Origin of the sequence: Bacteroides sp. D55t1_190419_B8 (genome assembly GCF_015558905.1) — a bacterium.
GTDB classification, from domain to species: Bacteria; Bacteroidota; Bacteroidia; order Bacteroidales; family Bacteroidaceae; genus Bacteroides; species Bacteroides vicugnae.
On sequence record NZ_JADMOU010000009.1, the window covers coordinates 116,861 to 142,672 of the forward strand.

General features: G+C 40.8%; 15 protein-coding genes. 11 read left to right on the forward strand and 4 right to left on the reverse strand.

Going from position 1 to position 25,812, the window contains the following annotated elements; genetic code table 11:
• Positions 1-40 precede the first annotated feature (40 nt).
• Positions 41-4,075 (reverse strand): two-component regulator propeller domain-containing protein, encoded by a 4,035-nt coding sequence (locus I2I13_RS10535; RefSeq protein WP_195649451.1) that lies wholly within the window; start codon positions 4,073-4,075, stop codon positions 41-43.
• A 213-nt stretch (positions 4,076-4,288) separates the two neighbouring features.
• Between I2I13_RS10535 and I2I13_RS10540 the strand changes: the two genes are divergently transcribed.
• The 7 genes from I2I13_RS10540 to I2I13_RS10570 are packed head-to-tail and all read left to right on the forward strand — an operon-like array spanning position 4,289 to position 16,251.
• Positions 4,289-5,512 carry a glycoside hydrolase family 88 protein gene (locus I2I13_RS10540; protein ID WP_148364865.1) on the forward strand — a complete coding sequence of 408 codons (1,224 nt, stop codon included), beginning with the start codon at positions 4,289-4,291 and terminating at the stop codon, positions 5,510-5,512.
• Positions 5,513-5,566: 54 nt separating this feature from the next.
• On the forward strand, positions 5,567-8,773 hold the full coding sequence (locus tag I2I13_RS10545) for a TonB-dependent receptor (RefSeq protein WP_229128615.1): 3,207 nt from the start codon (positions 5,567-5,569) through the stop codon (positions 8,771-8,773).
• Between the two features lie 23 nt (positions 8,774-8,796).
• Entirely contained in the window at positions 8,797-10,422 is a 1,626-nt protein-coding gene (locus I2I13_RS10550) for a RagB/SusD family nutrient uptake outer membrane protein (RefSeq protein ID WP_229126990.1), read from the forward strand.
• 25 nt (positions 10,423-10,447) lie between these two features.
• Positions 10,448-11,401 (forward strand): DUF5017 domain-containing protein, encoded by a 954-nt coding sequence (locus I2I13_RS10555; protein WP_195649452.1) that lies wholly within the window; start codon positions 10,448-10,450, stop codon positions 11,399-11,401.
• A 21-nt stretch (positions 11,402-11,422) separates the two neighbouring features.
• Complete coding sequence (locus I2I13_RS10560) at positions 11,423-13,873, forward strand: polysaccharide lyase family 8 super-sandwich domain-containing protein (protein WP_195649453.1); 2,451 nt, start codon at positions 11,423-11,425, stop codon at positions 13,871-13,873.
• Positions 13,874-13,911: 38 nt separating this feature from the next.
• Positions 13,912-15,423, forward strand: coding sequence for a fimbrillin family protein (locus I2I13_RS10565; RefSeq protein WP_195649454.1), 1,512 nt, complete (start codon positions 13,912-13,914; stop codon positions 15,421-15,423).
• Positions 15,424-15,435: 12 nt separating this feature from the next.
• Positions 15,436-16,251: a fimbrillin family protein gene (locus I2I13_RS10570; protein ID WP_195649455.1), complete on the forward strand. Its 816-nt coding sequence runs from the start codon at positions 15,436-15,438 to the stop codon at positions 16,249-16,251.
• Positions 16,252-16,350: 99 nt separating this feature from the next.
• Here the strand turns inward: I2I13_RS10570 and I2I13_RS10575 are convergent, their stop codons facing one another.
• Complete coding sequence (locus tag I2I13_RS10575; RefSeq protein WP_195649456.1) at positions 16,351-18,411, reverse strand: M48 family metallopeptidase; 2,061 nt, start codon at positions 18,409-18,411, stop codon at positions 16,351-16,353.
• A 193-nt stretch (positions 18,412-18,604) separates the two neighbouring features.
• The gene (locus I2I13_RS10580) at positions 18,605-19,840 is read right to left on the reverse strand and encodes a fucose isomerase (RefSeq protein ID WP_195649457.1); all 1,236 of its coding nucleotides are present in this window, start codon (positions 19,838-19,840) and stop codon (positions 18,605-18,607) included.
• Between the two features lie 180 nt (positions 19,841-20,020).
• Here I2I13_RS10580 and I2I13_RS10585 point away from each other — a divergent pair, with 180 nt between their 5' ends.
• The 4 genes from I2I13_RS10585 to rimI all read left to right on the forward strand — a co-directional run bounded on the left by I2I13_RS10585 (position 20,021) and on the right by rimI (position 24,557).
• On the forward strand, positions 20,021-21,220 hold the full coding sequence (locus I2I13_RS10585) for a pyridoxal phosphate-dependent aminotransferase (protein WP_148364872.1): 1,200 nt from the start codon (positions 20,021-20,023) through the stop codon (positions 21,218-21,220).
• Between the two features lie 40 nt (positions 21,221-21,260).
• Positions 21,261-22,505 carry an ABC transporter permease gene (locus I2I13_RS10590; RefSeq protein WP_167511764.1) on the forward strand — a complete coding sequence of 415 codons (1,245 nt, stop codon included), beginning with the start codon at positions 21,261-21,263 and terminating at the stop codon, positions 22,503-22,505.
• Between the two features lie 130 nt (positions 22,506-22,635).
• Complete coding sequence (locus tag I2I13_RS10595; protein WP_195649458.1) at positions 22,636-24,102, forward strand: RimK family protein; 1,467 nt, start codon at positions 22,636-22,638, stop codon at positions 24,100-24,102.
• A 2-nt stretch (positions 24,103-24,104) separates the two neighbouring features.
• Positions 24,105-24,557: a ribosomal protein S18-alanine N-acetyltransferase gene (gene rimI / locus I2I13_RS10600; RefSeq protein WP_167511765.1), complete on the forward strand. Its 453-nt coding sequence runs from the start codon at positions 24,105-24,107 to the stop codon at positions 24,555-24,557.
• A 27-nt stretch (positions 24,558-24,584) separates the two neighbouring features.
• Here rimI and I2I13_RS10605 read toward each other — a convergent pair whose 3' ends face one another.
• Positions 24,585-25,757 (reverse strand): glycosyltransferase, encoded by a 1,173-nt coding sequence (locus tag I2I13_RS10605; RefSeq protein WP_195649459.1) that lies wholly within the window; start codon positions 25,755-25,757, stop codon positions 24,585-24,587.
• Positions 25,758-25,812: the final 55 nt, after the last annotated feature.

The following is a 25,812-nucleotide window of genomic DNA, read 5'->3' on the forward strand; positions in this document are numbered from 1 at the left end:
GTGTGTCATCTGTACATGAATAGTGTTGTCTGCGTACAGGCTATCCGTTTTCGCTTTCCTGTTCTTCTTTATTATCCCCTTTCCGGTATGCTTGAGGTATCATGTGATATTTTTCCTTAAAACATTTGCTGAATTGTCTGGGAGAAGAGAATCCTAAACGGTCGGAGATTTCGGAGATGTTGAATTCAGGGTTTTCCTTGAGCATGATGGCCGCCCGCTTTAGCCGTACGGTCAGGATAAAATCGTATGGGGTCTGTCCTGTAATAGCTTTTAGCTTGGTAAACAATTTGGTACGCGCTATACCTGTCTCACGGGCTAGGATATCTACATTAAACTCAACATCATCTATATGTTTCTCAATGACTTGCATGGCCTGATCAACCAATTCCTTATCTAATGGGTTGGTTGCCAATATTTGTGGAACCGTTTGCGGGTGTTTGCTGAATTTTTCTTGCAGCATAAGGCGGTTATTCACGAGATTGTTGCATCGTGAAAGCAGGATATTAATGTTGAATGGTTTAGTAATATAATCATCTGCTCCCAAACGTAACCCTTCCAGATTGTGCTCGATGGCTGTACGTGCCGTGAGCAATACTACTGGAATGTGACATGTGTCTATGTTATTCTTTACTAGTTTACAAAGCTCCGTACCGGACATTTCAGGCATAACAATGTCACTAAGTATGATATTGGGCTGTCCTGCCTGCACCTTTTCCCAGCCTTCCTGTCCATTAGCCGCTGTATCGACCGTATAGAATACCTCGAATATTTTAACAAGCATTTCTCGCAGCGATTCATTGTCTTCTACAATCAGAATTTTAACCTCTCTGCTTTGTGCGATAGACTCTTTATTCATGACTTCCTGATCCGATAAAAGTTGTTGTACGGTTTCCGGAGAGTGAGGTCCTTCTTCAACTGCTTGTTGCGGTTCTTCCTGATGTTTGCTGATTTGTTCAGGACTGAAATGCTCGTTACCACTTTTGAGATGCACGCAGAAGGTAGTTCCTTCTCCTTGTTCGCTGTATACTTCGATACTGCCGTGATGCAATTCTATAATACCTTTGGTAAGAGCCAGACCAATACCTGTTCCGGCATGGATGGGAGAATCCATTTGTTCCGTTTGATAGAAGCGGTTGAATATCTTGTCAATATCCTGTGGAGAAATACCTGCTCCATTATCGGTAACTTCAATGATGACTTCCCGGTTGCCCTTCCGTACCGATACGGAAATCTCTCCTTCCTCTTTCGTATACTTAAAGGCATTGGACAGAAGATTATTCATGACCTTCTGCAACTGTTTAGCATCGTACCATACGTTTATTATATCGTTTGTTTTCTGGAATCTGAACGTTATTTTTCTTTGTACGGCATATTCCTGGAAGAGTAGATAATTCTCATAAATAAAATCGACAATGTTATGTTCGCTTACTTTGATAGTCATATATCCTTGCTCCTGTTTTCGGAAGTCAAGAAGCTCTGTTATCAGCTCACGCAGTTGCAGGCTGCTTTTATATACTCCGAGAATTTTAGTATAGATGGTCGGTGCAAACGAACGGACTTGCAGTAACATTTCCATTTGCCCGATAATTAGCGTGAGCGGTGTACGGAATTCATGCGAGATATTAGTGAAGAACCGCAGCTTGGCCTGATTGAGCTGTTCGATGTCTTCAGTACGTTTTTGTTCATACTTTAATGATTCCTGCAATTTGATCCGGTTATTGTAAGTGCGTATAAGGAAATAAAGAATTGCGCCAATAATCAGAATATATGATAAATAGGCCCAAACAGTCTTATAGAACGGCGGAAGAATAACGATCTTCAATTGATGTGCCGGTATATGCGCATGGTTGTTTTTAAGGCGTACGTATAGTGTGTATTCACCGGGATTCAGGTTTGTATATGTAATTGTATGTTGTCCGCGTGTACTGGTCCATGTATTTGAGAATCCATCCAGAAAATATTCCAGTTGGTCTTTATTGGCCGGAATATAATTGGATATGGCATATTCGATACTAAACATGGACTGGTTGGCTTTGAGTATGAGCTTTCGGGTGGAACCTAAATCTTCTTTCAGTATATGGCTTTGGTCTCCCGCATTAATTTCCTGTCCGTTTACTAAAAGACGGAATGGAGATATCGTGTAATCTCCGGGAGCATAATCAATGTCTTTTTCCTCAAAAGAGATCATTCCGTCAATGCCTCCTATGAAGATTTCTCCTTGGCGGGTTCTGTATAAAGAACGTTCGTTAGGGGCGGATAGGGGTACACCATTCTCTTGATTGTAATTCGTGAATTTTTGGGTAGGGTAGTCCAGAATTGAAAAACCTAAATCTGTGGTGAACAGTAATTTATCCGGAGACAACTCACATACGTCATACACACAGTTGCTTGCTAACTCATTATTTTCTTCATCAAAGTTAATGAAATCATCCGTTTCATACCGGTAGAGATCAATGCCATTATCATTACTGCATATCCATATACGGTGGCGGCTGTCTTCATAGATCCGGTTGATACTATTACTGCTGATACTATGTTCCAAAGCATGGTTATGCTTATAGTTTGTCATTTTATGACTATCTGGCTGGTAGGTAAATATCCCGTCACCTCCTCCGTATATCCATAGTGTCTTGCGGTGATCAATGAAGAGGCCTCCGGCATATGTTATCTTGTCTGGTTCTTCTTGAAACAGGCGTTCCACTTTTTCCGATTCGGGATGGAATAGGCAAACCCCTATATTGGTTGCAATGAGCAGCTGGTCTTTATAAGGAACAATATCCCTGATAATATTAGAAGGAAGTGAATTTTTGTCACCCTCTTTAGATTTGTATCGGGTGAACCGTTTGGTCTTTAAATCCATTTTGTTCAGTCCTCCCATGTGCGTACCTATCCATAACACTTCGCGATGAGCGTCATAATAGAGTGATTTTATATTATTGTGCGAAAGGCTGTTGGCATTATTGTCGTGTTTATACCATTCGAATTGATGGCTTGTCAAATTGTACTTGTTCAGCCCTCCGCCTTCAGTTCCTATCCATAAGTTATTCTGGCCGTCCTCTATGATACATCCTACGATAGGAGAACTCAATCCTTCATTTGCTACGTCCGATGTCCGATATTGATGGTAAATCTGACTTTCCGGATTGAAATAATTGACTCCGCCAAAATAGGTCCCTGCCCAGATACTACCCTGATGGTCACACAAAAGGCTCCAGATGGAGGAATGGCTAAGCCCTTTTTCGTGTTTCAAATAATAAGTGAATGTTTGAGTAGCCGGATGAAACATGTTTAATCCGTCGAAAGTGCCTATCCATATATTCCCCTGTTTATCTTCGATACAGCAACGGATAAAATTAGAACTGATAGTTGAGAGGTCATTTTCCTGATGACGGAAGTTTTTGATTGTAGTTCCGTTCATTGTGAAAAGTCCATGTTCCCAGCTTCCTATCCAGTATTGTCCGGATGAATCCTGAAAGATTGTAGAGATATTCCCTTTGGGAATGAGGTGTGACAGGTTGCCTTTTTCTAAACTGAACAGCCCTTGGGTTTCGGTACCAATGAGTACACGTTCTTCACTTATATGAAGGGAAGTAATTTGAGTCCGCTTTTCTGGTAATTCATAATATGTATTAAATTGTTTCCCATCGTATTTATAGACACAGTTGTTGTAAGCGATATATAATTGTTTATGGAAAAACATGGCCCGTATTTCTTTTTGTATCAGTGTGGTGAATTTATTAAGCCTGATATTGAAAGCAGATACCCCTTTGGGAGTCATGAAATAAATCTCCCCGTTGCCATTACCTGTTATCTGTCTGATGTTGTTGTAGATCAGACTGTTTGGATTGTTTTTCTGGGATTTGTATATTTTGAATTCATGCCCGTTATATAAATTAGCCCCGTTTCGTGTACCTATCCAAATGAATCCTCGTTCGTCCTGATACATTGTCATGACTGCATTATGAGAGAGTCCGTCACTATTTGTGAGATGTCTGAAAGAGATATCCTGTGCTTGTCCTTTGATAATATGGATAAGCAGGAAACAAATGAGACATAGATGTTTCTTGATAGTCATAGGTATTAGAATTCTAGAATTTGCTATGCAAATATACGTTCTTTTTGCAGATATGCAACTGTTGTATGAGTACATAAAATGTGTAATATAAGTACATTTGCAGTTTGCAGGGATGATGTACGTACAGAGTATGATTCTTGTATGCATAGCTAACGGCCTCTTTTTTATGAATACCTACATTTGCGATATCATTCATTTAAATCTTTACAGCATATGAACAGCATAGTCTTGACTTTGGCGGGAATTTCCATCTTTATGATGGCCGGATGTAACTTGAAAAAGGCTGCAACGGAAGATATGGTAACAGAAAATATATCAAACGCCGTTTCCCAATATTCTTTGATGACCAACCGGATAGAAGCAAGTGACTGCATAATGAATCCGAAGACTTTGGACGAAAAGCAACAAGTGGTTTATGCTTCTTATGATGATTGGACCAGTGGGTTCTTCCCTGGCAGTATGTGGTATTTGTATCAGCTTACAGGAGATGAAAAGTGGGAGAAACTGGCTGTGAAATATACGGAATCACTCGATTCCGTGCAGTATCTTACATGGCATCATGATGTGGGTTTTATGGTAGGATGCAGTTATCTTAATGGAATGCGTTTGGGACAGAAAGATTATAAGTCGGTTGTGTTGCAAACAGCGCGTTCGCTTTCTACACGTTTCCGGTCCGGAGCTGGAATTATACAGTCTTGGGATGCGGATAAGGGCTGGCAGGCACAACGAGGATGGAAATGTCCCGTTATTATAGACAATATGATGAATCTCGAACTTCTTTTCGAGGCGACCCGCTTGTCGGGTGATTCCACCTATTATAATATGGCAGTCAGTCATGCCGACCGGACACTTAAAGAACATTTCCGCTCTGATGGCAGCTGTTATCATGTAGTAGATTATGATCCGGAAACTGGTACTGTACGCAGTAGGCAGACAGCCCAGGGATATGCTGATGAGTCTGCCTGGGCAAGAGGGCAGGCATGGGCTATTTATGGTTATACGGTTTGTTACCGTTATACACATAAACCGGAGTATTGGGAGCAGGCTTGTAGAATATATGATTTCATATTTACGAATAAGCATTTGGCTTCCGACTTGATACCATATTGGGACTATGATGCATTGAATATTCCTAATGAGCCACGGGATGTCTCAGCGGCGGCTATCACTGCTGCAGCTCTTTATGAGCTGAGTATGTATTTGCCTAATCCGCGTTATAAAAAGACAGCCGACAAAATACTGGCCTCATTAAGCACTCCTGCCTACCGTGCTAAAGTAGGAGAAAACGGGAATTTTATTTTAATGCATTCGGTAGGCAGCATACCTCATAATGCGGAGGTAGATGTTCCATTGAATTATGCGGATTATTATTTTCTGGAAGCCTTGAGTCGTAAGCGGGAGATGGAAAAACAAGTAGTTTGCAAGAAAGTACTGTAATTTTCCGTTTGCTTTCTTGAGAAACCGGCATATTAAATCAATAGAATACTAAGAATGAAAAATAGATTAATAACCAATTTGAATTATATTATGGAGAATCGACAAATCACAAGACGCGTCTGTCTGTTGCTGATGACGCTTTGTTCTTTCACCGTTGTCTTTGCACAGATTGCAATCAGTGGAAGGGTGATGGATGAATCGAAAGAGCCCATTATAGGGGCGAATATTAAAGTGAAAGGAGGAACGACCGGTACCATCTCCGATATGGATGGACGGTTCAAACTTTCTGTTCCTAAATCATCTTCAGTATTAGTCATCTCGTTTATAGGCTATGCGACTAAAGAAGTGACGGTAGGAAATCAAAAGGTACTGAATGTGACATTGAAAGAAGATGGTGTTGCCTTGGATGAAGTTGTTGCTGTAGGGTACGCAACAGTGAAAAAAAGTGATTTAACCGGATCGGTGGCAAAGGTGGATATGAATGATTTAACGAAAGCGCAGGTACTTTCCATCGACCAGGCATTGGGTGGACGTGTTGCCGGTGTGCAAGTTGTTTCCTCTGACGGGCAACCCGGAGCCGAGGCTAATATTGTGATTCGTGGTAGTAATACAATTTCGGACTCCAGTGATGGCGCACCTTTATATGTGATTGACGGTTTTGCTACGGAAGATGGAAATCTGGCTTCACTGAATTCAAATGACATTGAATCGATTGATGTATTGAAGGATGCTTCTGCTACGGCTATTTATGGAGCACGTGGGGCAAACGGAGTCATTATTATTACAACGAAACGTGGTTCGGAAAGTGCTCCGAAAGTAACGTATGATGGATATGTGACTTACCAATTGAAACCGCAGGGCATGGAGCTGCTTCAGGGGAGAGACTATGTTGCCATGCAGGAGGAGGTATTGACTGTTTCTGAAATGAATAGAACATATTATAGTTATGATGAAGCGTTGGGACGTAACCGTATTTTGAGCGATTATGATAAAGTGCCTTCGTACAACTGGCAAGATCAGGTTTTCCGTAATGCGCCCATGACCAGTCATCATATCTCATTGACGGGCGGTACTAAAAATACGAAATATAGTTCCAGTTTGTCTTATTATAACCAGCAGGGGATTATCATTAACTCTTCTTATGAGAGCTTGAAAGCACGTCTGACACTAGACCAGCAGATTACCAGGAAAGTGAAATTCGGCGGTAGCTTGAATTTTGCTAATAATATTTCAAAAGGTACGGCGCCTTCACAGGGTTCTGACGCAGGTGGTACGCAGTATTTTCTATATCAGGTACTGGCTTATCGTCCGGTGTTTTATGCCGATTCGGAAGAATCGGAGGACGCTTTGTTAGCTGAAAATCCGAACTATCCGTATAATCCTTTGAAAACAATAGAAAATATGTATCAGAAAGTGCGCAGCCGTCAGTTGAATCTGAATGCCTATTTATCATGGGATATTCTAAAGGATCTGGCATTCAAAGCTACTTTTGCTTATACTTGGCGTCAGGACCGGAATGAGGCATTTAATAATGCGGATACCTATTGGGGAGATCCGCGTTATTCTGCCAAACATTCAAATGGTAATTTTAGTTTTAGGGAGTGGGATGGATGGTCTAATGAATATACGTTGACTTATAAAAAGAGAGTCAAGAGTCATAATATCACTGCCATGCTCGGAGCCTCGATGAATAGCAAAACAATCTCTACATTAGGTGCCAGTTCGACGATGGTGCCGTGGGATGGACTCGGCTTTTGGGGAATTTCGAATGGAACACCTGACAAGGTTACTTCGACTAATTTTGAAGACCGTATGATGTCTTATTTCGCCCGTTTCAACTATGACTGGAAATCCCGTTATCTGATGACGGCAACGATGCGTGCGGATGGAAGTTCCCGTTTTCCTTATCATAAGTGGGGATATTTCCCCTCGGCTTCTTTCGGATGGCGTGTTTCAGAAGAAGCGTTCATGCAGGGAAGTCGCAAGTGGCTGTCGAATTTAAAGTTCAGAGTGGGTTGGGGAACTACCGGTAATAACAATACGAAGAATTATTATCCTTCCCAGTTGCTTTATTTAGGCGATCAGAATTATGCTTTTAATAACTCTATAGATAATCCGGCAATTTATATTTCTCAAATGCCGAACAAAGACCTGAAGTGGGAAACCACTTATCAGACAAACATAGGATTGGACTTTGGATTATTTAATAACCGTATTAACGGTGTAGTAGATATTTACGATAAACAAACAAAGGACTTGTTGTTGTATGCGGAAGTCCCGTTGTCTATCGGCTTTGATAAAATACAGCAGAATATAGGTAGTGTGCGCAATCGTGGATTGGAAATATCAATCAATACGGTCAACTTAGTAGGTGGAAGGGGGCGTTTCAAGTGGACAACAAATTTTAATATCTCCTTCAATAGAAATGAGATTACCGGACTGTCGGGCGATCAGGATTATCAGGTTTCAGGGCTGGATTCTCCCAAGTTGTCTAATCTTTATATTGCCCGTATAGGGCATCCTCTTTCGGAGATGTTCGGATATGTATATGATGGTGTTTATCAATATGAGGATTTTAATGAAGTTTCTCCCAATGTATTTGTGCTGAAAGATGGAATACCCAACAATACAAAGGAACGTAATACCATTCAACCGGGGGATATGAAACTGAAAGATATTAATGGAGACGGAAAGGTGACGCCTGAAGATATGACAGTGATTGGTCACGGGCTGCCGGTTCATACGGGTGGTTTTACTAATAATTTCGAATACAAAGGCTTTGACTTGAGTGTATTCTTTCAATGGTCTTATGGTAATGATGTGATCAATTATAATCGTGCCAAACTGGAGAATATGAATGGTGTCCGCCATACCAATATGCTTGCTTCTGCAAAAGATCATTGGACACCTCGTATAGACAATGGTGACGGAACTTATGCAGCTGGAAATTATACGAATTATTTATGGAGGGTAGATGGCGGACTGTCCGACATCAATACAAGTCGTGTCGTAGAAGATGCATCCTTCCTGCGATTGAAAAATGTGCAGTTAGGTTATAATTTTCCTGTAAAGCTGATTCGCAAGTTTAAATTGAGTTCCTTGCGGTTGTATCTTAGCGGACAGAATTTGTGGACATGGACCAAATATACCGGATATGATCCGGAAGTGTCAACCAGGAATTCGGCAATGACTCGTGGATTTGACTATTCGGCTTATCCGAGAACGACTTCTTTTACATTCGGTGTGAAGTTAGGATTATAGTTTAACAGGTATAAAAACAGAATATGATGAAAAAAATAGTATATATTATAGGAGTAACCTTGGCATTTTCCTCTTGTAGTTTTTTGGATACGGAGGTATATGGTAATCTGGATGAAAAGAACCTGTATCATGATGAGAATAGTTGCATGGCAGGTTTGGCCGGGATTTATGACCGTTTGGGAGCAGAAGGTGTTTATGGACTGAATATCTGGGGAGAGTTGGACGCCGGAACAGATCTTACTGTATATCGCGCCGATTATAATAAAAGCAAGGCATTGCCTTCACTCAATAATTATAATAATACGGATCCCTATTTACAGCTTACCTGGCAACATTTGTATGAGGGTATTAATCGTGCGAATGATTATATTGCTTCTATTACCGGACGCACGGATTCGGATTGTGGCGGTGCACGAAAGAAAACAATGTTTCTGGCAGAAGCAAAAGCATTAAGGGCATTATTCTATATGAATCTGGTTGCTTATTGGGGAGAGGTTCCTTTGCGACTGGAAGTTGTTCGTGATTTGGCACAACAACAACTGAAGAAATCTTCCCAGCCGGAAATTTATAGGCAGATTATAAAGGACTTGGAAGAAGCGGAACCGGGTTGCCTTCCGGCTGATGAACTGAATGCACCGGGACGCATTGCGAAAACTACCGTGCAGGCATTGTTGGCACGTGCATATATGTGGCAGGCGGGATATCCAGTTGAGGCTGATACTTGGGAGGACGCACTTATCTGGGCGCGTAAAGTGAGAGACAGCGGTTTGCATACTCTATATAAGACGACCGAGGACGGGGTGAATGGTTATCGTGCTTTATTTATTAATATGTGTTCCAATAAGTATGACCTGACTTACCGTGAAAGTATGTTCGAGGTCGAATTTTATGGTAACGGTTTGGATAAGACCAATGAAAGCGGTAAAGTGGGACTTTATATGGGCATTAGCCAGCAAACGACTACTGATCCCGATGTACCGAGAGCATATGCCTGGTATCATGGCACCAAATTGTTTTTTAAGATGTTCGAAGATGCAGATGCCCGTAAATGGTGGAACTTTGCGGATTATAAATATGTGACGACGGATGGTAAAGTTAAAAAAGTGATGTTGTCAGACAGTGATAAAGCCAGTTATGTAGATGGTGATCCCGGAAAATGGAGAGCTGAATATGATCCGGTTCGTCCGTGGTCTTTGAATAGTTCCTCTATCAACTTTCCTGTAATGCGCTACTCGGATGTGTTATTGATGATTGCCGAGTGTGCTAATGAGGTGGCTGGTTCGCCGACAAAAGAAGCTGTGGATGCGATAAACGAAGTACGTAAAAGAGCGGGAATATCGGAGATCGGATTGACAGACTGTACTCAAAGTTCTTTCCGCGATTCCATCAAAGTAGAACGTACAAGGGAGCTATGCTTTGAAGTGCCTCGTCATATGGAGCTTCGCCGTTGGGGAAAACAATATTTCTTTGACCGTATCAATTTGTTGAAGGATCAGTCTATGGATAGTCAGAATAAAAAAATCGGATATGATCTGACCACTGTGAAAGCATTGCCTGCTATTAACCTGGCAGAAAAACATATCTATTATCCTATACCCCAGGCAGAACTGAATACTAATCCGACCTGTGGACAAAATGTGAATTGGTGATCTTAACTTTTAATGTAACGAAATTATGAAAAAGATATATTTTTATTCTTTCCTGATAATGACAGGCGTATGGCTTTCTTCTTGCGATGCTGACGAAGTGGATTGTGTTGATTTTGGCGTGACTTTATCCAATGATATACAGGAAATATTTGCAGGTGAGCCTGTTACCTTTGATTTTAGTGGAAATCCGGATTATATTGTTTTTTATTCCGGTGAGGATGGGAGTAAATATGCAAATAAAGACCGTTTGCGGGTGGAGATAGAATCGGCTGAATTGTCATATGAAATATTGCAGCAGTATACACGGGTACCTTATCGTAATAAAGAGACAATGTCTATTTTCATCTCAGAGAGTTTTAATGGAGATTATTCCACAATAAAAGAGGAGGACTGGCAATGTTTATCCGGAGCAAACGGACAGCTGCATCTGAAAGTTCCGCTTTGTGCAGATGCCAGTGGCAGGGAAACGGTTGCTGACGGAATGGATCTTACTGCTTATAAAGATAAGAAATTTTATCTGGCTTTCCATTATAATGCTGTTGCTGCGTCAGATGCGGATACATATCCTCGTGTGGATGTCACCTCTTTAGTTGTGTCGAAGAAACTGAAAGATGGTTCTACCTCAACAATGAATGATCCGAAATCGCAATTCGGTTTTAATTATGCTTTTGAAGCAATTACGAAAAAAACTAATTTTAGTGCTAGCAATACTACGTTGTTGTTTCAGCCTACAACAGACAATTTGAAGTCGGATGTCGATGTCTGGGCGATTAGTCAGGCTATAGATCTGACTGCGGTATCACCGGATATGGGAACTCCTATCAAGTCTTTAAATATGAAAACACAGTCTTATACCTATACGTATAACGAACCGGGTGAATATACTGCTACATTCGTAGGCTCTAATTCGAATGCTTGGAACTCAAAGAGCATGGTAAAGGAGATTAAGATATTAGTGAAAGAAAATCCCGTGAATTGATCAGTAAATAGAGGATTAGTTATGAAAAAGAATTGTATATATGCGATTGTCCTTCTTTGGATAGGAGCTCTGGCTGTTCAGGCTCAGAATGAGGAGCGTCGGTTATCGTTTGATAATTTGTATCGGTATTCCAAGGATGCGCAACAAGTGAAAGATGATAAAAAAGAAAAGGCAATCAAGACATTTCGGAATCAGTATGCTACAGTTCCTTATCGTGCATATGATTTAACAAAGATAAAAATATCAGTACCTGAAATTCTTGCATTCCTGAACGATGATGGTACATTTACAGATTGGACAGGCAGGGAAAAAAAGGTGATTGAAGGGAAAGATGCACAAGAGATGGGATTGTTTATTACAGATGCAATGAATCGTCTATGGAAACTTTCGGAAGAGTTCCGCAACGACCGGATGGGAGTTTCATTGGATAAAGATGTGTTTCGTAAACTTCAGAAGTCTATACTTTATTATGGTAATCTTGAGGTGAGCCGCAGTAATAAGGTGAACCGCTTTCATGCTTCCTGTTTTGCTATTCCTACAGCTGCGGTGAATATATACTATTGTTTCCTGAAACAGATGGATGCGGTGGAAAACGGGAAAACAAAAGATCAACAGTTGGTTGATATGTGTGAAATGCTGAAAGCACTGGCACTTCAGTCGTGGACACAGCCCCTGCGGAATGACGAGACGGATAAAAATGTAGTACAGATAGAACGTTTTCGTAACCATGTATGGTGGGTAGGCGGTAATGCGCTGGCATATCGTCCGTTATTGCCGGTAGCTATGATGTATAGATCTATCCCGATGGTCGATCTGCTGGTTCAGGTAGCCCAGGGAGGGATAAGTTATACTTCACAGAATACATATAATACCGCTTTCTGGACAGAAGGTTGTACGGCGGATGGCGCAGGTTGGGGACACGGGATGCAGTGTCTTGTCTGGGGATATCCTATTGATGGAGGAATTAATGCGTTAAATATTTTGGGTGCGTTAAAGAACTCCCCGTGGGATAAGAAGTTGACCGATGAGAATATAGAAACCTTGCTTAATTTTATCCGGGGAAGTAACTGGTATTACTACAAAGGAAATATAACTCCTTATATTGACCGATTTACGGCCCGTTACACTCCGGCTAAAGTTGATATTCGTACACTGGCCATTGTTGATAAGTTGCTTAAAGATTGGTCGGATTCTTTCACGCCAGTGCAGAAAAATGAACTTCGTTGTTTTCTGCATGATGCCCGCAAACGGTTAATCAGTATGAATGGCTATTCCGACGGGATGTATAATGGTACGCGTTGGTTTTTCAATAATGATGACCTGATAAAGAAGAATGATCGTTATCATATGATTGTCAATATGGCATCTGTTCGTTGTGACGGACTGGAAAGCGCAGTGGCGGCCGCTGATGAGTATAATTTTTACCCTGCGGATGGCATGACTTTATTTCAGAAAAGTGGAAATGAATATCGTAAAGCTATTGGAGCGTGGGATATAACTATGACTCCGGGAGTAACCGCCCGTGAGGGAGCGGAAAAATTAATTCCGGTTACTAACTGGAGAGGATATTGCAGTAAACATAATTATGCGGCTGCTTCGACAAATGGCGGAGAGAATGCTGTTGCCGGATATATCTTTGAGAAGATGGATGCCACGGATAAGATTGAATCTGAAAGAAAGAAAAATATTCCGCTTAAGAATGAGATACTTTATGGAGTGAAAGCATACAAGTCTTATTTTATGTTGAAGGACTATATGGTAGCCTTGGGTGCCGGAATAACGAATCTGACTCCTCAGATGCAGGGAACTATCCGGACTACCATTGACCAGCCTGAAAAGGAATCGGAAGTTGTTGTTTGGAGCAATGGTAAAATATTGCCGGTGGGTGCCGGCATGCAAAGTTTTCCTAAAGACGGTACATCTTTCTGGGTGGTGCAGAAAGGTAAGTTTGCATATAGCATATTGCCTCAGTATACCAAGAATGCATCTTTTATATGCGAGACTCTGAAAACGGACTGGGTAAAACGTAATTCAGCCAATAAAAGCATAAAAGATCTTCCATCGCAAGTTGACATACTTCGTTTATGGATTGACCATACACAAAATCCGGTGAATGATACTTATGGGTATGTTGTATATGCGGGTGATGGAATGCCGGAAGCGGAATTACCCTTTGAAGTATTGCGTAATGATACATTAGTGCAGGCTGTAAAGTCTAAAGACGGCAAAGTGATCGAAGCTGTCTTCTATCAATCGGGGGAGGTATTAGATAAGGGTGATGTAAGATTGGAAGTTTCAGCCCCTTGTACGGTACTGATTGAGGATATTAACGGGAAAATTACCATTTCCGTGACAGATGCTGCCATGAATGCAGGGCTGAAAGAGATTGTGCTTCAGTGGAACGGCAGACATATTCCGGTGGCAATGCCGCAGGGTGCATTCTGTGGTAAGCCTGCAAATATTACGTTATGAGAAGATTTATAATGATTAATAATAAAATAAGATACAATATGAAAAACAATCTGTTTTATTCGATTCTAGTGATATTGTCGGCTGGCATCTTTTCGGGGTGTAGCGATGATGAGAAAGTGGAAGCGATCATAACTCCCGCAGTCATACAGGGCACAGTGTATACATTTGATGTGGATGAGTCGGGTGTACAATGGGAAAATAATCAGATGATCGGTGTTTCTATGCTGAAAGCCAATTCAACGGAGATCATCATGCCCTATCATAATATAAAGCATAAAGCCACTGTTTATCCTGTTGGATATTTTTCTCCTGTTTCCACAGATGAAGTACTGTATTATCCTGAAGATGGAAGTAAAGTCGATATAGTGGCTTACTACCCGTATAAAGATAATCTAAAGGATGACTTATACCCTTTGAATATTGCGGATCAGACAGTAGCGGATAATTTCAGCTTTGTGTATGCCAATAATAGTAAAGGATTGAATAGGGATAATAAGAAAACAATGATGGAACTTCGTCCGGTAGTTGCAGAGTTGAATGTAGAGTTGGAAGCCGGAGATGGAGTAAAGGATGAGTATTTGGTAAATGCTACCATTAAGTTGACGGGGCTGCCTACCAAAGCAAATTTTAATCTGTTGACAGGAAGTATTCAGGATATAACAAATGTGCAGGACATCCTGCTTCCTGCGTATGAGGAAAGTGAGGGAAATGGAGCGTCCGGACGTATCTTACCGTCGACAGCCACTAATGGATATTACGTCGAAATTGTTCTTCCCGGAATGGGGGGACGAACAGAAAAGATCAGTTTGGCGAGCTGGTTATCGGAGATTAAGAGTGGAATTCGTTATAGTGGAGTGGTTAAAGTCAGCTTGGATAAGATTGAATTTATCAGTATGGATGAAGAGCCTATTAAGGACTGGGAAGAAGATGATAATGTGATTCAAGGAAATGGCTCTAGTTTTTTGGTGAGACCTATCTCCAGTCTGTTATTGGGTGATTTGAAAGCCTCTGCTGGGAATAATCCGTTTGCTGCTAATAGTGGCATTCCTATGGATAGTTGGTTCAAAACGGTAAATGCTACATCTGTATGGTGGAATTCGACGATACAATTAGATGAGCAATTGAATCATAATGTGTTATATCTGTCTCACACCGGAGGTACAGCCGGATGGTATCAGTCTTTTGTTGGGTATCGAATGAGTAAGGCAGAGCTAGGCGAATATATTCTGAAGTTCAGAGTAAAGGGAACCGGAAAAATTAATTGCTTTGTGAGAACGTCAACAAGCAAATGTCCATTATTGACTGCACTTGTAGGCGGTAAATATCCGACTTACAAGGAAGTAACTGCAACATCAGAGTACGTGGAATATTCCGTCACTTATAATTTTGCGAGAATGGGAGTAAGCGGAAGAGCTTCTTATGCGGATGCTGACGCCACGGATGCTTCTGTAGCCGATTATGATGATTTCTACATTGGTTTCTATCCAACGGCTACCAATTCGAATTTCTATTTGGATCATGTATCTTTGACAAAGGTAAAAGAGAATTAAACAGTGAATAATATGAAAAGATTTAATATACTATTGGTAATGTCTGCATTTATAGGGAGTTTTACTTCTTGTAGTCAGGATGCAGAGAATGAATTGGTTCCATCTGCTAAGGTAGTCAACTTCGATGTGAATATATCAAAGACGCGAACCGTTACAGAGGGAAAAGTCACTTCTTTCGTTGAGGATGACCAGATAGGAGTTTTTGGTGTAAAACGCGGAGCATCAGAGGTGTTGAACCAGAATGTGATGTATGCTTACACTGGCAACGGAAAGTGGCTCGCGGATAAATCAATCACTTATCCATTGGATAATTCGCCTATCAATTTTTATGCTTATTATCCTTATGGGGATCATCCGACCACAAATTTTGATTTTACAGTTTTGTCTGATCAGTCAAAGGATAATGGTTACGCACAGAGTGATTTGTTAGTAGCTAAGAATGAAAAGGCTCTTCCGGGAGAGGGATCTGTCAGTTTACAGTTTGGGCATATGATGGTGCGGATTGAAGTAAAACCGGCTTTGCCGGATGGTGTTACGTTGACTTCGGTTGCTCTGCTTAATGTGCTAACTGGTTCATCTGTAGATTTAATCAACCAGACTGCAACAACTAAAACCGACGCATCCGCTTCATTATCTACTATCACATTAATGAAAGCGGGAGATGTATATAGGGGAGTTCTTCCTAAACAGACTTTGGCTGGTAGAATCTTTGAATTTGTGGGAATAAATGAGGCCGGACAAAAGGTGATGTTTGATTATACATTGGAGAATGCTACTGCTCTGACTGCAAATAAGATAACTCTATTTGAAATTAACTTGCAATATTAGTTTTCGGAGTAGATAAAAGATAATACGGAATGAATCCTAAAAGCTGATTGTCCAGCTTTTAGGATTCATTTTTATCAGTATGTCAGCAGGATGATACATTTATTTTTGTTGAACGATATTATCAATGATATTCCCAAGCTTTATTTTCGCATCCTTATCTACTTTATCTAATAAATAAGAATAGATAACTTTAGATTGGATCATTGTGTTGACATATTCAATATTAATCTCGGAGAGCTCTGACTCATCATTGGGACTTTCAACGAATGATTTCAACTGATTGATAGTTTCCGGTACAGTAACTTTTGACAGTATTTTCCAATCACACATACTCATCGTTTGTTTTATATCTTTTTCGAGAGCATTAACTGTCTTTTTGAGTTGCTTGATATTTTCTTCATCGCGGTTTATAGGTCGATTAAATTCTGCAATGAGTGCATTGATTTGATCGGTTAAAGGAATGTCGTATTGGTCTTTAAATTCTTTCACAAAGAAAATAGCATTATACAATGAATTGACTTTTTCTTTTAATGAAACATCGTCCATTACGCGGTATAATATATACTTATAAATATCATGGTCTATTTGTTTTATTTTCTCGAATAAGGAAAGTATATATGTCCGGTGCTTATCCATGGGAAGTTTGTCAATGGAGCATTTTTCTCCGAGATAAGAAATACTCTCTATTTCCAATTCTTTGTTGTAGACACTGCATAGTGTATTCCAATCGTCTGTGGCTATTGAGTATTCTTTTATTATCTCACTATTGGATAGAGAAAATGGATTTTCTGTTTCTTCGATGGTAACCAGACTTCTGTCAAATGTAGCTATATCCCTTTGCAGAAAGGTCTGATATTCTTCGGGGATTGTGTTTTTGCGATAATACTCCTTATACCATTGCGTAAAGTCTTCGTTGGAGATAATTTTCATTTCATCTTCCGGGGTTTGTGTGTTTTCTGCAATTTGTGCTTCTATGATTTGGGATATTTCTTCTTTATACTTGTCAGGTAATAAAGTCCAGGAAGATGATAAGTCATTTTCGGATATTTCTCCGCTCTGTATCGGTAAATGTGATATTCTGCTGCTTAATGATGGGTGGGTATCCCATACATTTTCAACAACAATCCTCGATTCCGGATATTGTGATGGAATATCTTTGTTCATTAAGCTTTGAGAGCGGAGGGGTATTTGATTTTTATAAGTAATGAAATCTGTGATAATCTGGTGCGATTCAAAAATGTTGCTGACTTTCTTTTTCTCTTCGGAAAGGTCAGTCAGTCCGTTTCGGGTGATTTCAAAAGTAGTTCCCAAAACCTCGATTTTTCGTAATGCGGATGCAAAAACCTGGTTGCCTACATAGCTGCATGCGATGGCATCTGCGTCATATTCCATCTGCCGGGACAAACGGAAATAGGAACGGTTGACCACTTTGTACATATTCTGTAGAATCTTTCTCACCAGATTAGTGAACCGTCTGGTTAACATTCCGAAAACGGCAAGAAGCTGAACCGGTAGCATACACCATTTATCTACCCATTGATCCCACTTGTCTTCTTGAAAAGCAAGATTGTATAAAACAGTATTCGTAATATAAACGCTGGAACCTATTTTCATACTTTTCTGTGAGAAATGTCCGAATTCATGAGCCAGAATGCCTTTCAGTTCCGAAGTATTGGTGGAAGTGAATAATCCCAAGCCAATTTCCAGATTCTTTTTTACAGGGAAAAAGATACTCCAGAAACTTGTGTCATAAAAGACACATGCATTGACGTCCGGTGATAAATATACCTTTTTAGGCATCGGACATTGGGTTGCAGAAGCCACCTCACGAATAGCATTGAACAATGCAGGGCACTCTGCTTCGGTAACGGGTCTTCTATTTGCATTGATATTCTGGGTTTTGGAGAATATGAACTTAACCAGATAAATACCGAACATGACAGAAAAACCGATTCCGCCTATCATTGCTCCTATCAATATCAAAATCAGCCTGAAACTGGAGATGGCTGTAAAATGCAGAAATCCCCAGACGGCAAACCGGTATGCTATCCATAACAGGAACACTCCCAATGCAATGAGTCCGATGTATACTAAGATAAATAAAGCTATTCTGAAAAGAACACTAATAGAATGTTTGCGGATGACGTCTTCAGATTCCATAATATTAGATATGAGATTGTTTTGATATACAAAAGTATCATTTAGTTTTCATATCTTCTATTATAAATGGTGGTTTTATTTGGTAAATTTTATTTTGTATGGATATACCTGTATAAAAAGCACTTTCTTAATAAGCGGATGAATTGTTTTGCTTATTAGTAAAGTGCCTTCTTTGAGAAATTAATAGAGAGTGCTATTCTGTCCGCTTACAAGCATTCGCCTGGAAAAACTCATTCAACGTATCTTCATAATTTCCATGAACCATAATATGATGATTTCCCAACGGATTTTTCAGGAAATACTCTGTTGGAGTATTCATGCGGATGCGTATTTGTGTACGGCACATATTAATATAATTGGTATTTTCAGTTAATGTTCCTGTAGATAAGTAATATTCATCCAGACATTCACCGCCGCATTTTATGATCGCTACATCCCCCGTCGGAAGTAACCCTTGTATGGCAATTCCTTTTTCTGTTTCAAAATGATTTCGGATAATATATCTCTCCGTTTGTTTGAGACCTACGGTGCAGTGTGCCAATATCAGTTCATTAGTACGGGTATTGATCATGGAAGGATTTGCCATAAATCCGTCTTTACCCGTAAGTGCTTTAACTGCTAATAGCGTAAATACAGACTGGAGATCTCCTTCACAACCTGCTATTATCCCGTCATCATTCAATAAAGATAATGCCACGCATCCGGTAGTGTCGATTTGTTCAATCAGTTTAAAACAGCTTAATGTCAGTGCTTCCAGATTTTCTTCCTGACATACCTTTTTTATCGCCCGGTATAGTCGCATTGATTTGATTAAATCTTCGGGAGTCCCTTCGCGACAGGCAAGAGCTTGAGATGCTACAGCCGCGCATGACGCTCCTACCTGGTCATCTGTGATTTGTTGAAAATGATCATAAATCCGTTCCAATGGAATATCTACATATTCAATTCCCCAACGGCGCTTAGCCAGCAAGTAGTCCACGTTACTGGCCACTAACCAGGAAGAAGGACTTCCGATGACTCCGATACGTTTGCCGAATAAGGAACGTTGTGCCCGGAAATTATTATAAAGTGTATGGATACGCAGGATAATGGCTGGTAGTTCACCGTGTAGAATCTCACTTTTCATTCCGCGTCCCCGCAGCCAGGTAGAGATTTCCAATGCAGCTGCAAGGGAGTTCTGCATGCCGTCCGCCAGTAAAATGGCAGGGCGGGGAAGGTTTTCGAAATGCTGTATGACCAGTCTTTCCACCCCGCCGGTAGCGATGAAAATGATTCTGAAATCATCACTATTAAGCTTGTCCATATCTTGATAGTCGACCAGCTTTACAGTATAATATTTTTCAATCTCGCTTAAAATAGCTTCGTGCGAGCCTCTTAGCGAGGATTGTTTGTGAAGGATTGAGGCGAATGAGATAAGGTGTATGGTCATTATGATATTGTTTTAAGTTTTCTGTATGACAAATGTATAGCTTTCTTTTCAAATTACCATAACGATTTTAACCTTGCTAAGGTTTTTAAAGTTTTTATGTCTCTGTATTCAAATTATTGCGTACATTTGCAGCTCCAAGTTAAATAGTAAATAGTAAATTGTAAAATAGTCAATAAAATTATGCCAACCATATCCATTCGCGGAAACGAGATGCCTGCATCTCCTATCAGAAAGCTGGCTCCTTTGGCAGATGCTGCCAAGCAACGCGGAGTCCATGTGTTTCACCTGAACATCGGACAGCCTGATCTGCCCACTCCTCAGGCCGCGATTGACGCGATACGCAATATTGATCGTAAAGTACTGGAATATAGTCCCAGTGCCGGTTATCGTAGCTATCGCGAGAAATTAGTGGGATATTATGCAAAGTTTAATATCAATCTGACTGCAGACGATATAATCATTACATCGGGAGGTTCGGAAGCCGTACTTTTTTCCTTTCTTTCTTGTCTGAATCCGGGAGATGAAATTATCGTTCCGGAACCTGCATACGCTAACTATATGGCATTTGCCATCTCTGCCGGAGCAAAGATTCGCACTATTGCTACGACCATTGAAGAAGGCTTTTCCCTTCCGAAAGTAGAGAAGTTTGAAGAACTGATTAATGAACGTACCAAAGCAATCCTGATTTGTAATCCGAATAATCCGACCGGTTATTTGTATACTCGTCGTGAAATGAATCAGATTCGTGACTTGGTGAAGAAGTATGATTTGTTTCTTTTCTCCGATGAAGTATATCGTGAGTTTATATATACAGGATCTCCTTATATCTCTGCCTGCCATCTGGAAGGAATTGAGAATAATGTCGTACTGATTGACTCCGTATCCAAACGTTATTCAGAATGTGGTATCCGCATCGGTGCGTTGATTACCAAAAACAAAGAAATACGTGATGCTGTCATGAAGTTCTGCCAGGCACGCCTAAGTCCTCCATTGATTGGACAGATTGCCGCAGAGGCTTCTTTAGACGCTCCGGAAGAATATTATCGTGAGACGTATGATGAATACGTTGAGCGTCGTAAATGCCTGATTGACGGTTTAAACCGTATTCCCGGTGTTTATTCACCCATTCCGATGGGAGCTTTCTATACAGTGGCCAAACTTCCGGTAGATGACTCCGATAAGTTCTGTGCGTGGTGTCTTTCTGATTTTGAGTATGAAGGTCAGACTGTATTCATGGCTCCGGCTTCCGGTTTTTATACCACCCCGGGTTCCGGAATCAATCAGGTTCGTATTGCTTACGTATTGAAGAAAGAAGATTTAACCCGTGCACTTTTTGTCTTGCAGAAGGCTTTGGAAGTGTATCCGGGAAGAACGGAATAAATTTAAGTATTAAGTATCAGGTATTAAGTATTTATACAAATTGTCTCTATCACTTTTCATAGCCCGGCGTATCTATCGTGAAAGCGATGGCGGAAAGCAGGTGTCACGTCCTGCGGTCCTCATTGCTATGGCGGGTATTGCTATTGGTTTGGCTGTAATGATTATTGCAGTGGCGGTAGTCATCGGGTTTAAAAGTGAAGTGAGAAATAAAGTTATAGGGTTCGGATCGCATATCCAGATTACCAATCTGGATGCGGTCAGTTCTTACGAAACTCATCCGATTGTGGTAGGAGACAGTATGATGACTGCTCTTGCTGATTATCCGGAAATAAGTCATGTACAGCGTTTTTCTACTAAACCGGGAATGATTAAGACGGATGATGCTTTTCAGGGAATGGTATTGAAAGGCGTAGGTCCGGAATTTGACCCTCATTTTATAAAGGAATATTTGGTGGAAGGAGAGATACCTGTTTTCAGTGATTCTGTTTCTTCCAATCAGGTGCTTATTTCCAAGGCGTTGGCCACTAAGATGAAGTTGAAACTGGGAGACAAGATATACACCTATTATATACAGGACGATATCCGTGCCCGGCGTCTGACAATTGCCGGAATTTATCAAACGAACTTTTCCGAATACGACAATCTCTTTTTATTGACGGATCTTAATCTGGTGAATCGGTTGAACGGCTGGCAACCGGAGCAGGTGACCGGTGTAGAGTTACAGGTGAAAGATTACGATAAACTGGAGGACATAACGTATGAAATCGCAACTGATATAGATAACCGGATGGATAAACTGGGCGGTGTGTATTATGTGCGTAATATCGAACAGTTGAATCCGCAGATATTTGCTTGGCTCGACTTATTGGATTTGAATGTATGGGTCATCCTGTTTCTGATGATAGGGGTGGCCGGTTTTACTATGATTTCCGGCCTGTTGATAATCATCATCGAACGTACCAATATGATTGGTATTTTAAAAGCATTGGGAGCCAACAATTTCACGATTCGTAGAACCTTTCTTTGGTTTGCAGTCTTTTTGATTGGTAAAGGCATGCTTTGGGGCAATGCCATTGGTTTGGCTTTCTGTATTCTTCAGTCACAGTTCGGACTGTTTAAACTTGATCCGGAGACTTACTATGTGGATACTGTTCCGGTTTCCTTTAATGTATTACTTTTCGTTTTGATTAATCTCGGCACTTTGTTTGCATCTGTATTGATGCTGATTGGTCCTTCATTTCTGATCACTAAGATCAATCCGGCAAGCTCCATGAGATACGAATAATCCTCTTTTTTCCTATCTGATTTTTACTGCAAAAATAATTTGGTCCATTGCGTGATGTGGAGTGAATAATATGTCTATATTTGCGCCCAATTTACTTAATATCCTCTTGTAGGTTTAATTTTTAACCATTATGAATAATGTGTTAATTCTGTTGGATAATCTGGATGACTGGAAACCGTATTATGAGACAAGTAGTGTCCTGACTGTTTCCGACTATCTGAAAAACAAGCCGGTGGAGAAAGACCGGAAGTTAGTTATTAATCTTAGCAATGATTACAGTTATAACTCTGAAGGGTATTACTGTTCGCTGCTAGCCCAAACGAGAGGACAGAAAGTCATTCCGGATGTTGATATCATCAACAAAATGGAGGCCGGAACGGGGGTGCGGATGGATCGTAGTCTGCAAGCCCTTTGCTATCAATGGATACAGAAGAATGACATCAAGGATGATATCTGGTATCTGAATATCTACTTTGGCAAATGCCGGGAAAAAGGTCTGGAACGGATTGCACGTTTTATTTTCGAGAATTACCCTTGTCCATTGTTGAGAGTGGCTTTGAATACTCATCCCAAAAATCAGATTGAGGGTATTCATTTTCTTTCCCTGAATCAGCTCAATGATGAAGAGCAGGATTTTTTTGCCAATACGCTGGATAACTTTAACAAGAAAATATGGCGTGCACCGAAGTCGGCAAAGGCTTCCCGCTATAGTCTGGCTGTATTGGTCGATCCACAGGAGAAATTTCCTCCCAGCAATAAAGGCGCTCTGCACAAATTGACGGAGGTAGCTAGGAAAATGAATATCCATGTGGAGATAATTACCGAAGATGACGCTATTCGTTTGCTCGAATTTGATGCCTTGTTTATTCGTACTACAACGTCGCTCAATCACTATACATTCCATTTGTCACAGTTGGCTGCACAAAACGGAATGGCTGTCATTGACGATCCGCTGTCTATCATCCGGTGCACGAATAAAGTGTATCTGAAAGAACTTTTTGAGAAAGAAAAGATACCTGCTCCCAAGTCTACATTGATTTTTCAATCCAACCATCATTCGTTCGAACAGATAAGCGAACAGGTAGGCGCTCCTTTTATCCTGAAGATACCGGATGGCTCTTATTCCATTGGTATGAAAAAAGTGTCGAACGAAGAAGAGTTGCAAGCCAGTCTGAAGATACTGTTTGAAAAATCGGCTATCTTGCTGGCACAGGCATTTACTCCAACGGAGTTTGACTGGCGTGTCGGTTTATTGAACGGTGTACCGCTCTATGTTTGCAAATATTATATGGCAAAAGGACACTGGCAGATTTACTGTCACTATGATTCGGGCAGAAGCCGTTGTGGATTGGTAGATACGATTCCTATTTATCAGGTGCCTCGTGTGGTATTGGATACAGCTGTTAAGGCTGCCAATCTGATAGGAAAAGGGTTGTATGGAGTCGATCTGAAAATGGTGGATGATAAGGCTTATGTAATTGAAATCAATGATAATCCGAGCATTGATCATGGACTGGAAGATGCCATTATCGGTGATGAAATGTATTACCGTTTGTTGAATCACTTTGAACAAGCGTTAGAAACGAAACATTATTGATTATGGAGCCGATAGTCGTCCGTAAAGCACAGCAGGCAGACATTCCCGCTATTTTGGAAATAGAGTGGGAGTGTTTTCGGGAAGACAGTTTCTCAAAGGAGCAGTTTGCCTATCTGATAAGTCGTTCGAAAGGAACTTTCTATGTGATGATGGAGGGAGATAGGGTGATTGCTTATGTTTCCCTGTTATTTCATGGGGGAACTCGTTATTTAAGAATCTATTCGATAGCTGTTCATCCGGATTATAGAGGAAGAGGACTGGGGCAGGTATTGATGGATCAGACGATTCAGACGGCCGGCGAATGTAAGGCTGCAAAGATTACGCTTGAAGTGAAAGTGACCAATACTTCCGCTATCGGACTATATATGAAAAATGGCTTTATTCCTGCAGGAATAAAGCCATGCTATTATCACGATGGTTCGGATGCTATTTATATGCAGCGATTGATTCAATAATAAGTCTACTTTCTCACGAAATCCGGTTTATCTTCTCATGAAATCCCCTTTTCCCCGGAAGAAACGGCAGAGTTTGAACTTCAATGACTGTACAGGTTGGATAAGGTCGAAAACAGGTAACGAGAAATAGTATTTCCGTCCTCCACCCATTTCTTTGGCCGTGCGGTTGATAACGACAGCTTGTATTGTAAAGCGCAGTAACCAGATCAGGAATGCGATGCCTGCTACCAGCCAGTGGAAATTAAGAATCCCGAATACGATACCTGCTATACAGGCAGCATAGAATAACAAACGGGAGAATGTCTCAAATCCCAGAAGATAACGCTGTATTCCATGGTAGAATCTGGCAGTAGCCATATAACTAACCTTTTCTTCTTTCCAATCTTTGTAGCGATATACGGGCTGTATTCGTGTGGTAGCGTTGAAGTCTGTTTCAACACGGGTGTTGGAGGAGGTAGCTAGCTCATTAATGAATAAATCATCTTCTCCACGTTGCAGATTCAGGTATTTGGAGAAACCTTTCTGTTGAAAGAATAGTTCTTTTCGGTAAGCCAGGTTGCGTCCGATACCGATATAAGGTTTTCCGGCTAGCGCGAATCCCAGATAGCGCAAGGACTGGAATAAAGCGTCGAATGCAGTACGTTTGTGCAACCATCCTTTTGTGCGGTCATATCCGCTATATCCCAACACAATTTGAGTCTGTGGAGTGAAATTACGTGCCATCAGTTTTAGCCATTGGTTGCTGGCGGGCATACAGTTTGTTTCCGTAAATACCAGCCAGTCATGTTTGCTGGCTTTGATGCCTAACGTCAGAGCCAGTTTCTTATGACTGATATAGCGTGCACTTTCGGGCGTAAAACTATGGTAAAGATGAGAATATTTTTCTTCCATCACTCCCAGTATATCCTCGGTATCATCTGTGGAAGCATCATTGATGACAATCACTTCAAATTGTGGATAGTCCTGTTCCAGAATGGCAGGTAGAATTTTACGAAGATTTTCAGCCTCATTGCGTGCGCAGAGAATCACGGAAAGTGGAGGCTGTTCTCGTGTGAAATGCGCCTCTTCTTTGTCCACAGCCTTATTATGGACATGTATTCGATTGTACAGGCCGAAATAATAAATGAGCTGAATGATAAAAAGAATACCTGCCGCCGATAAAAGAATCAGTTCGACAGTATTGAATGTAAATGTTTCCATCAAATTTTAGTGTCGTTTTTACAGCCGCAAAAGTACACAATTTTTCGGTAGTTCC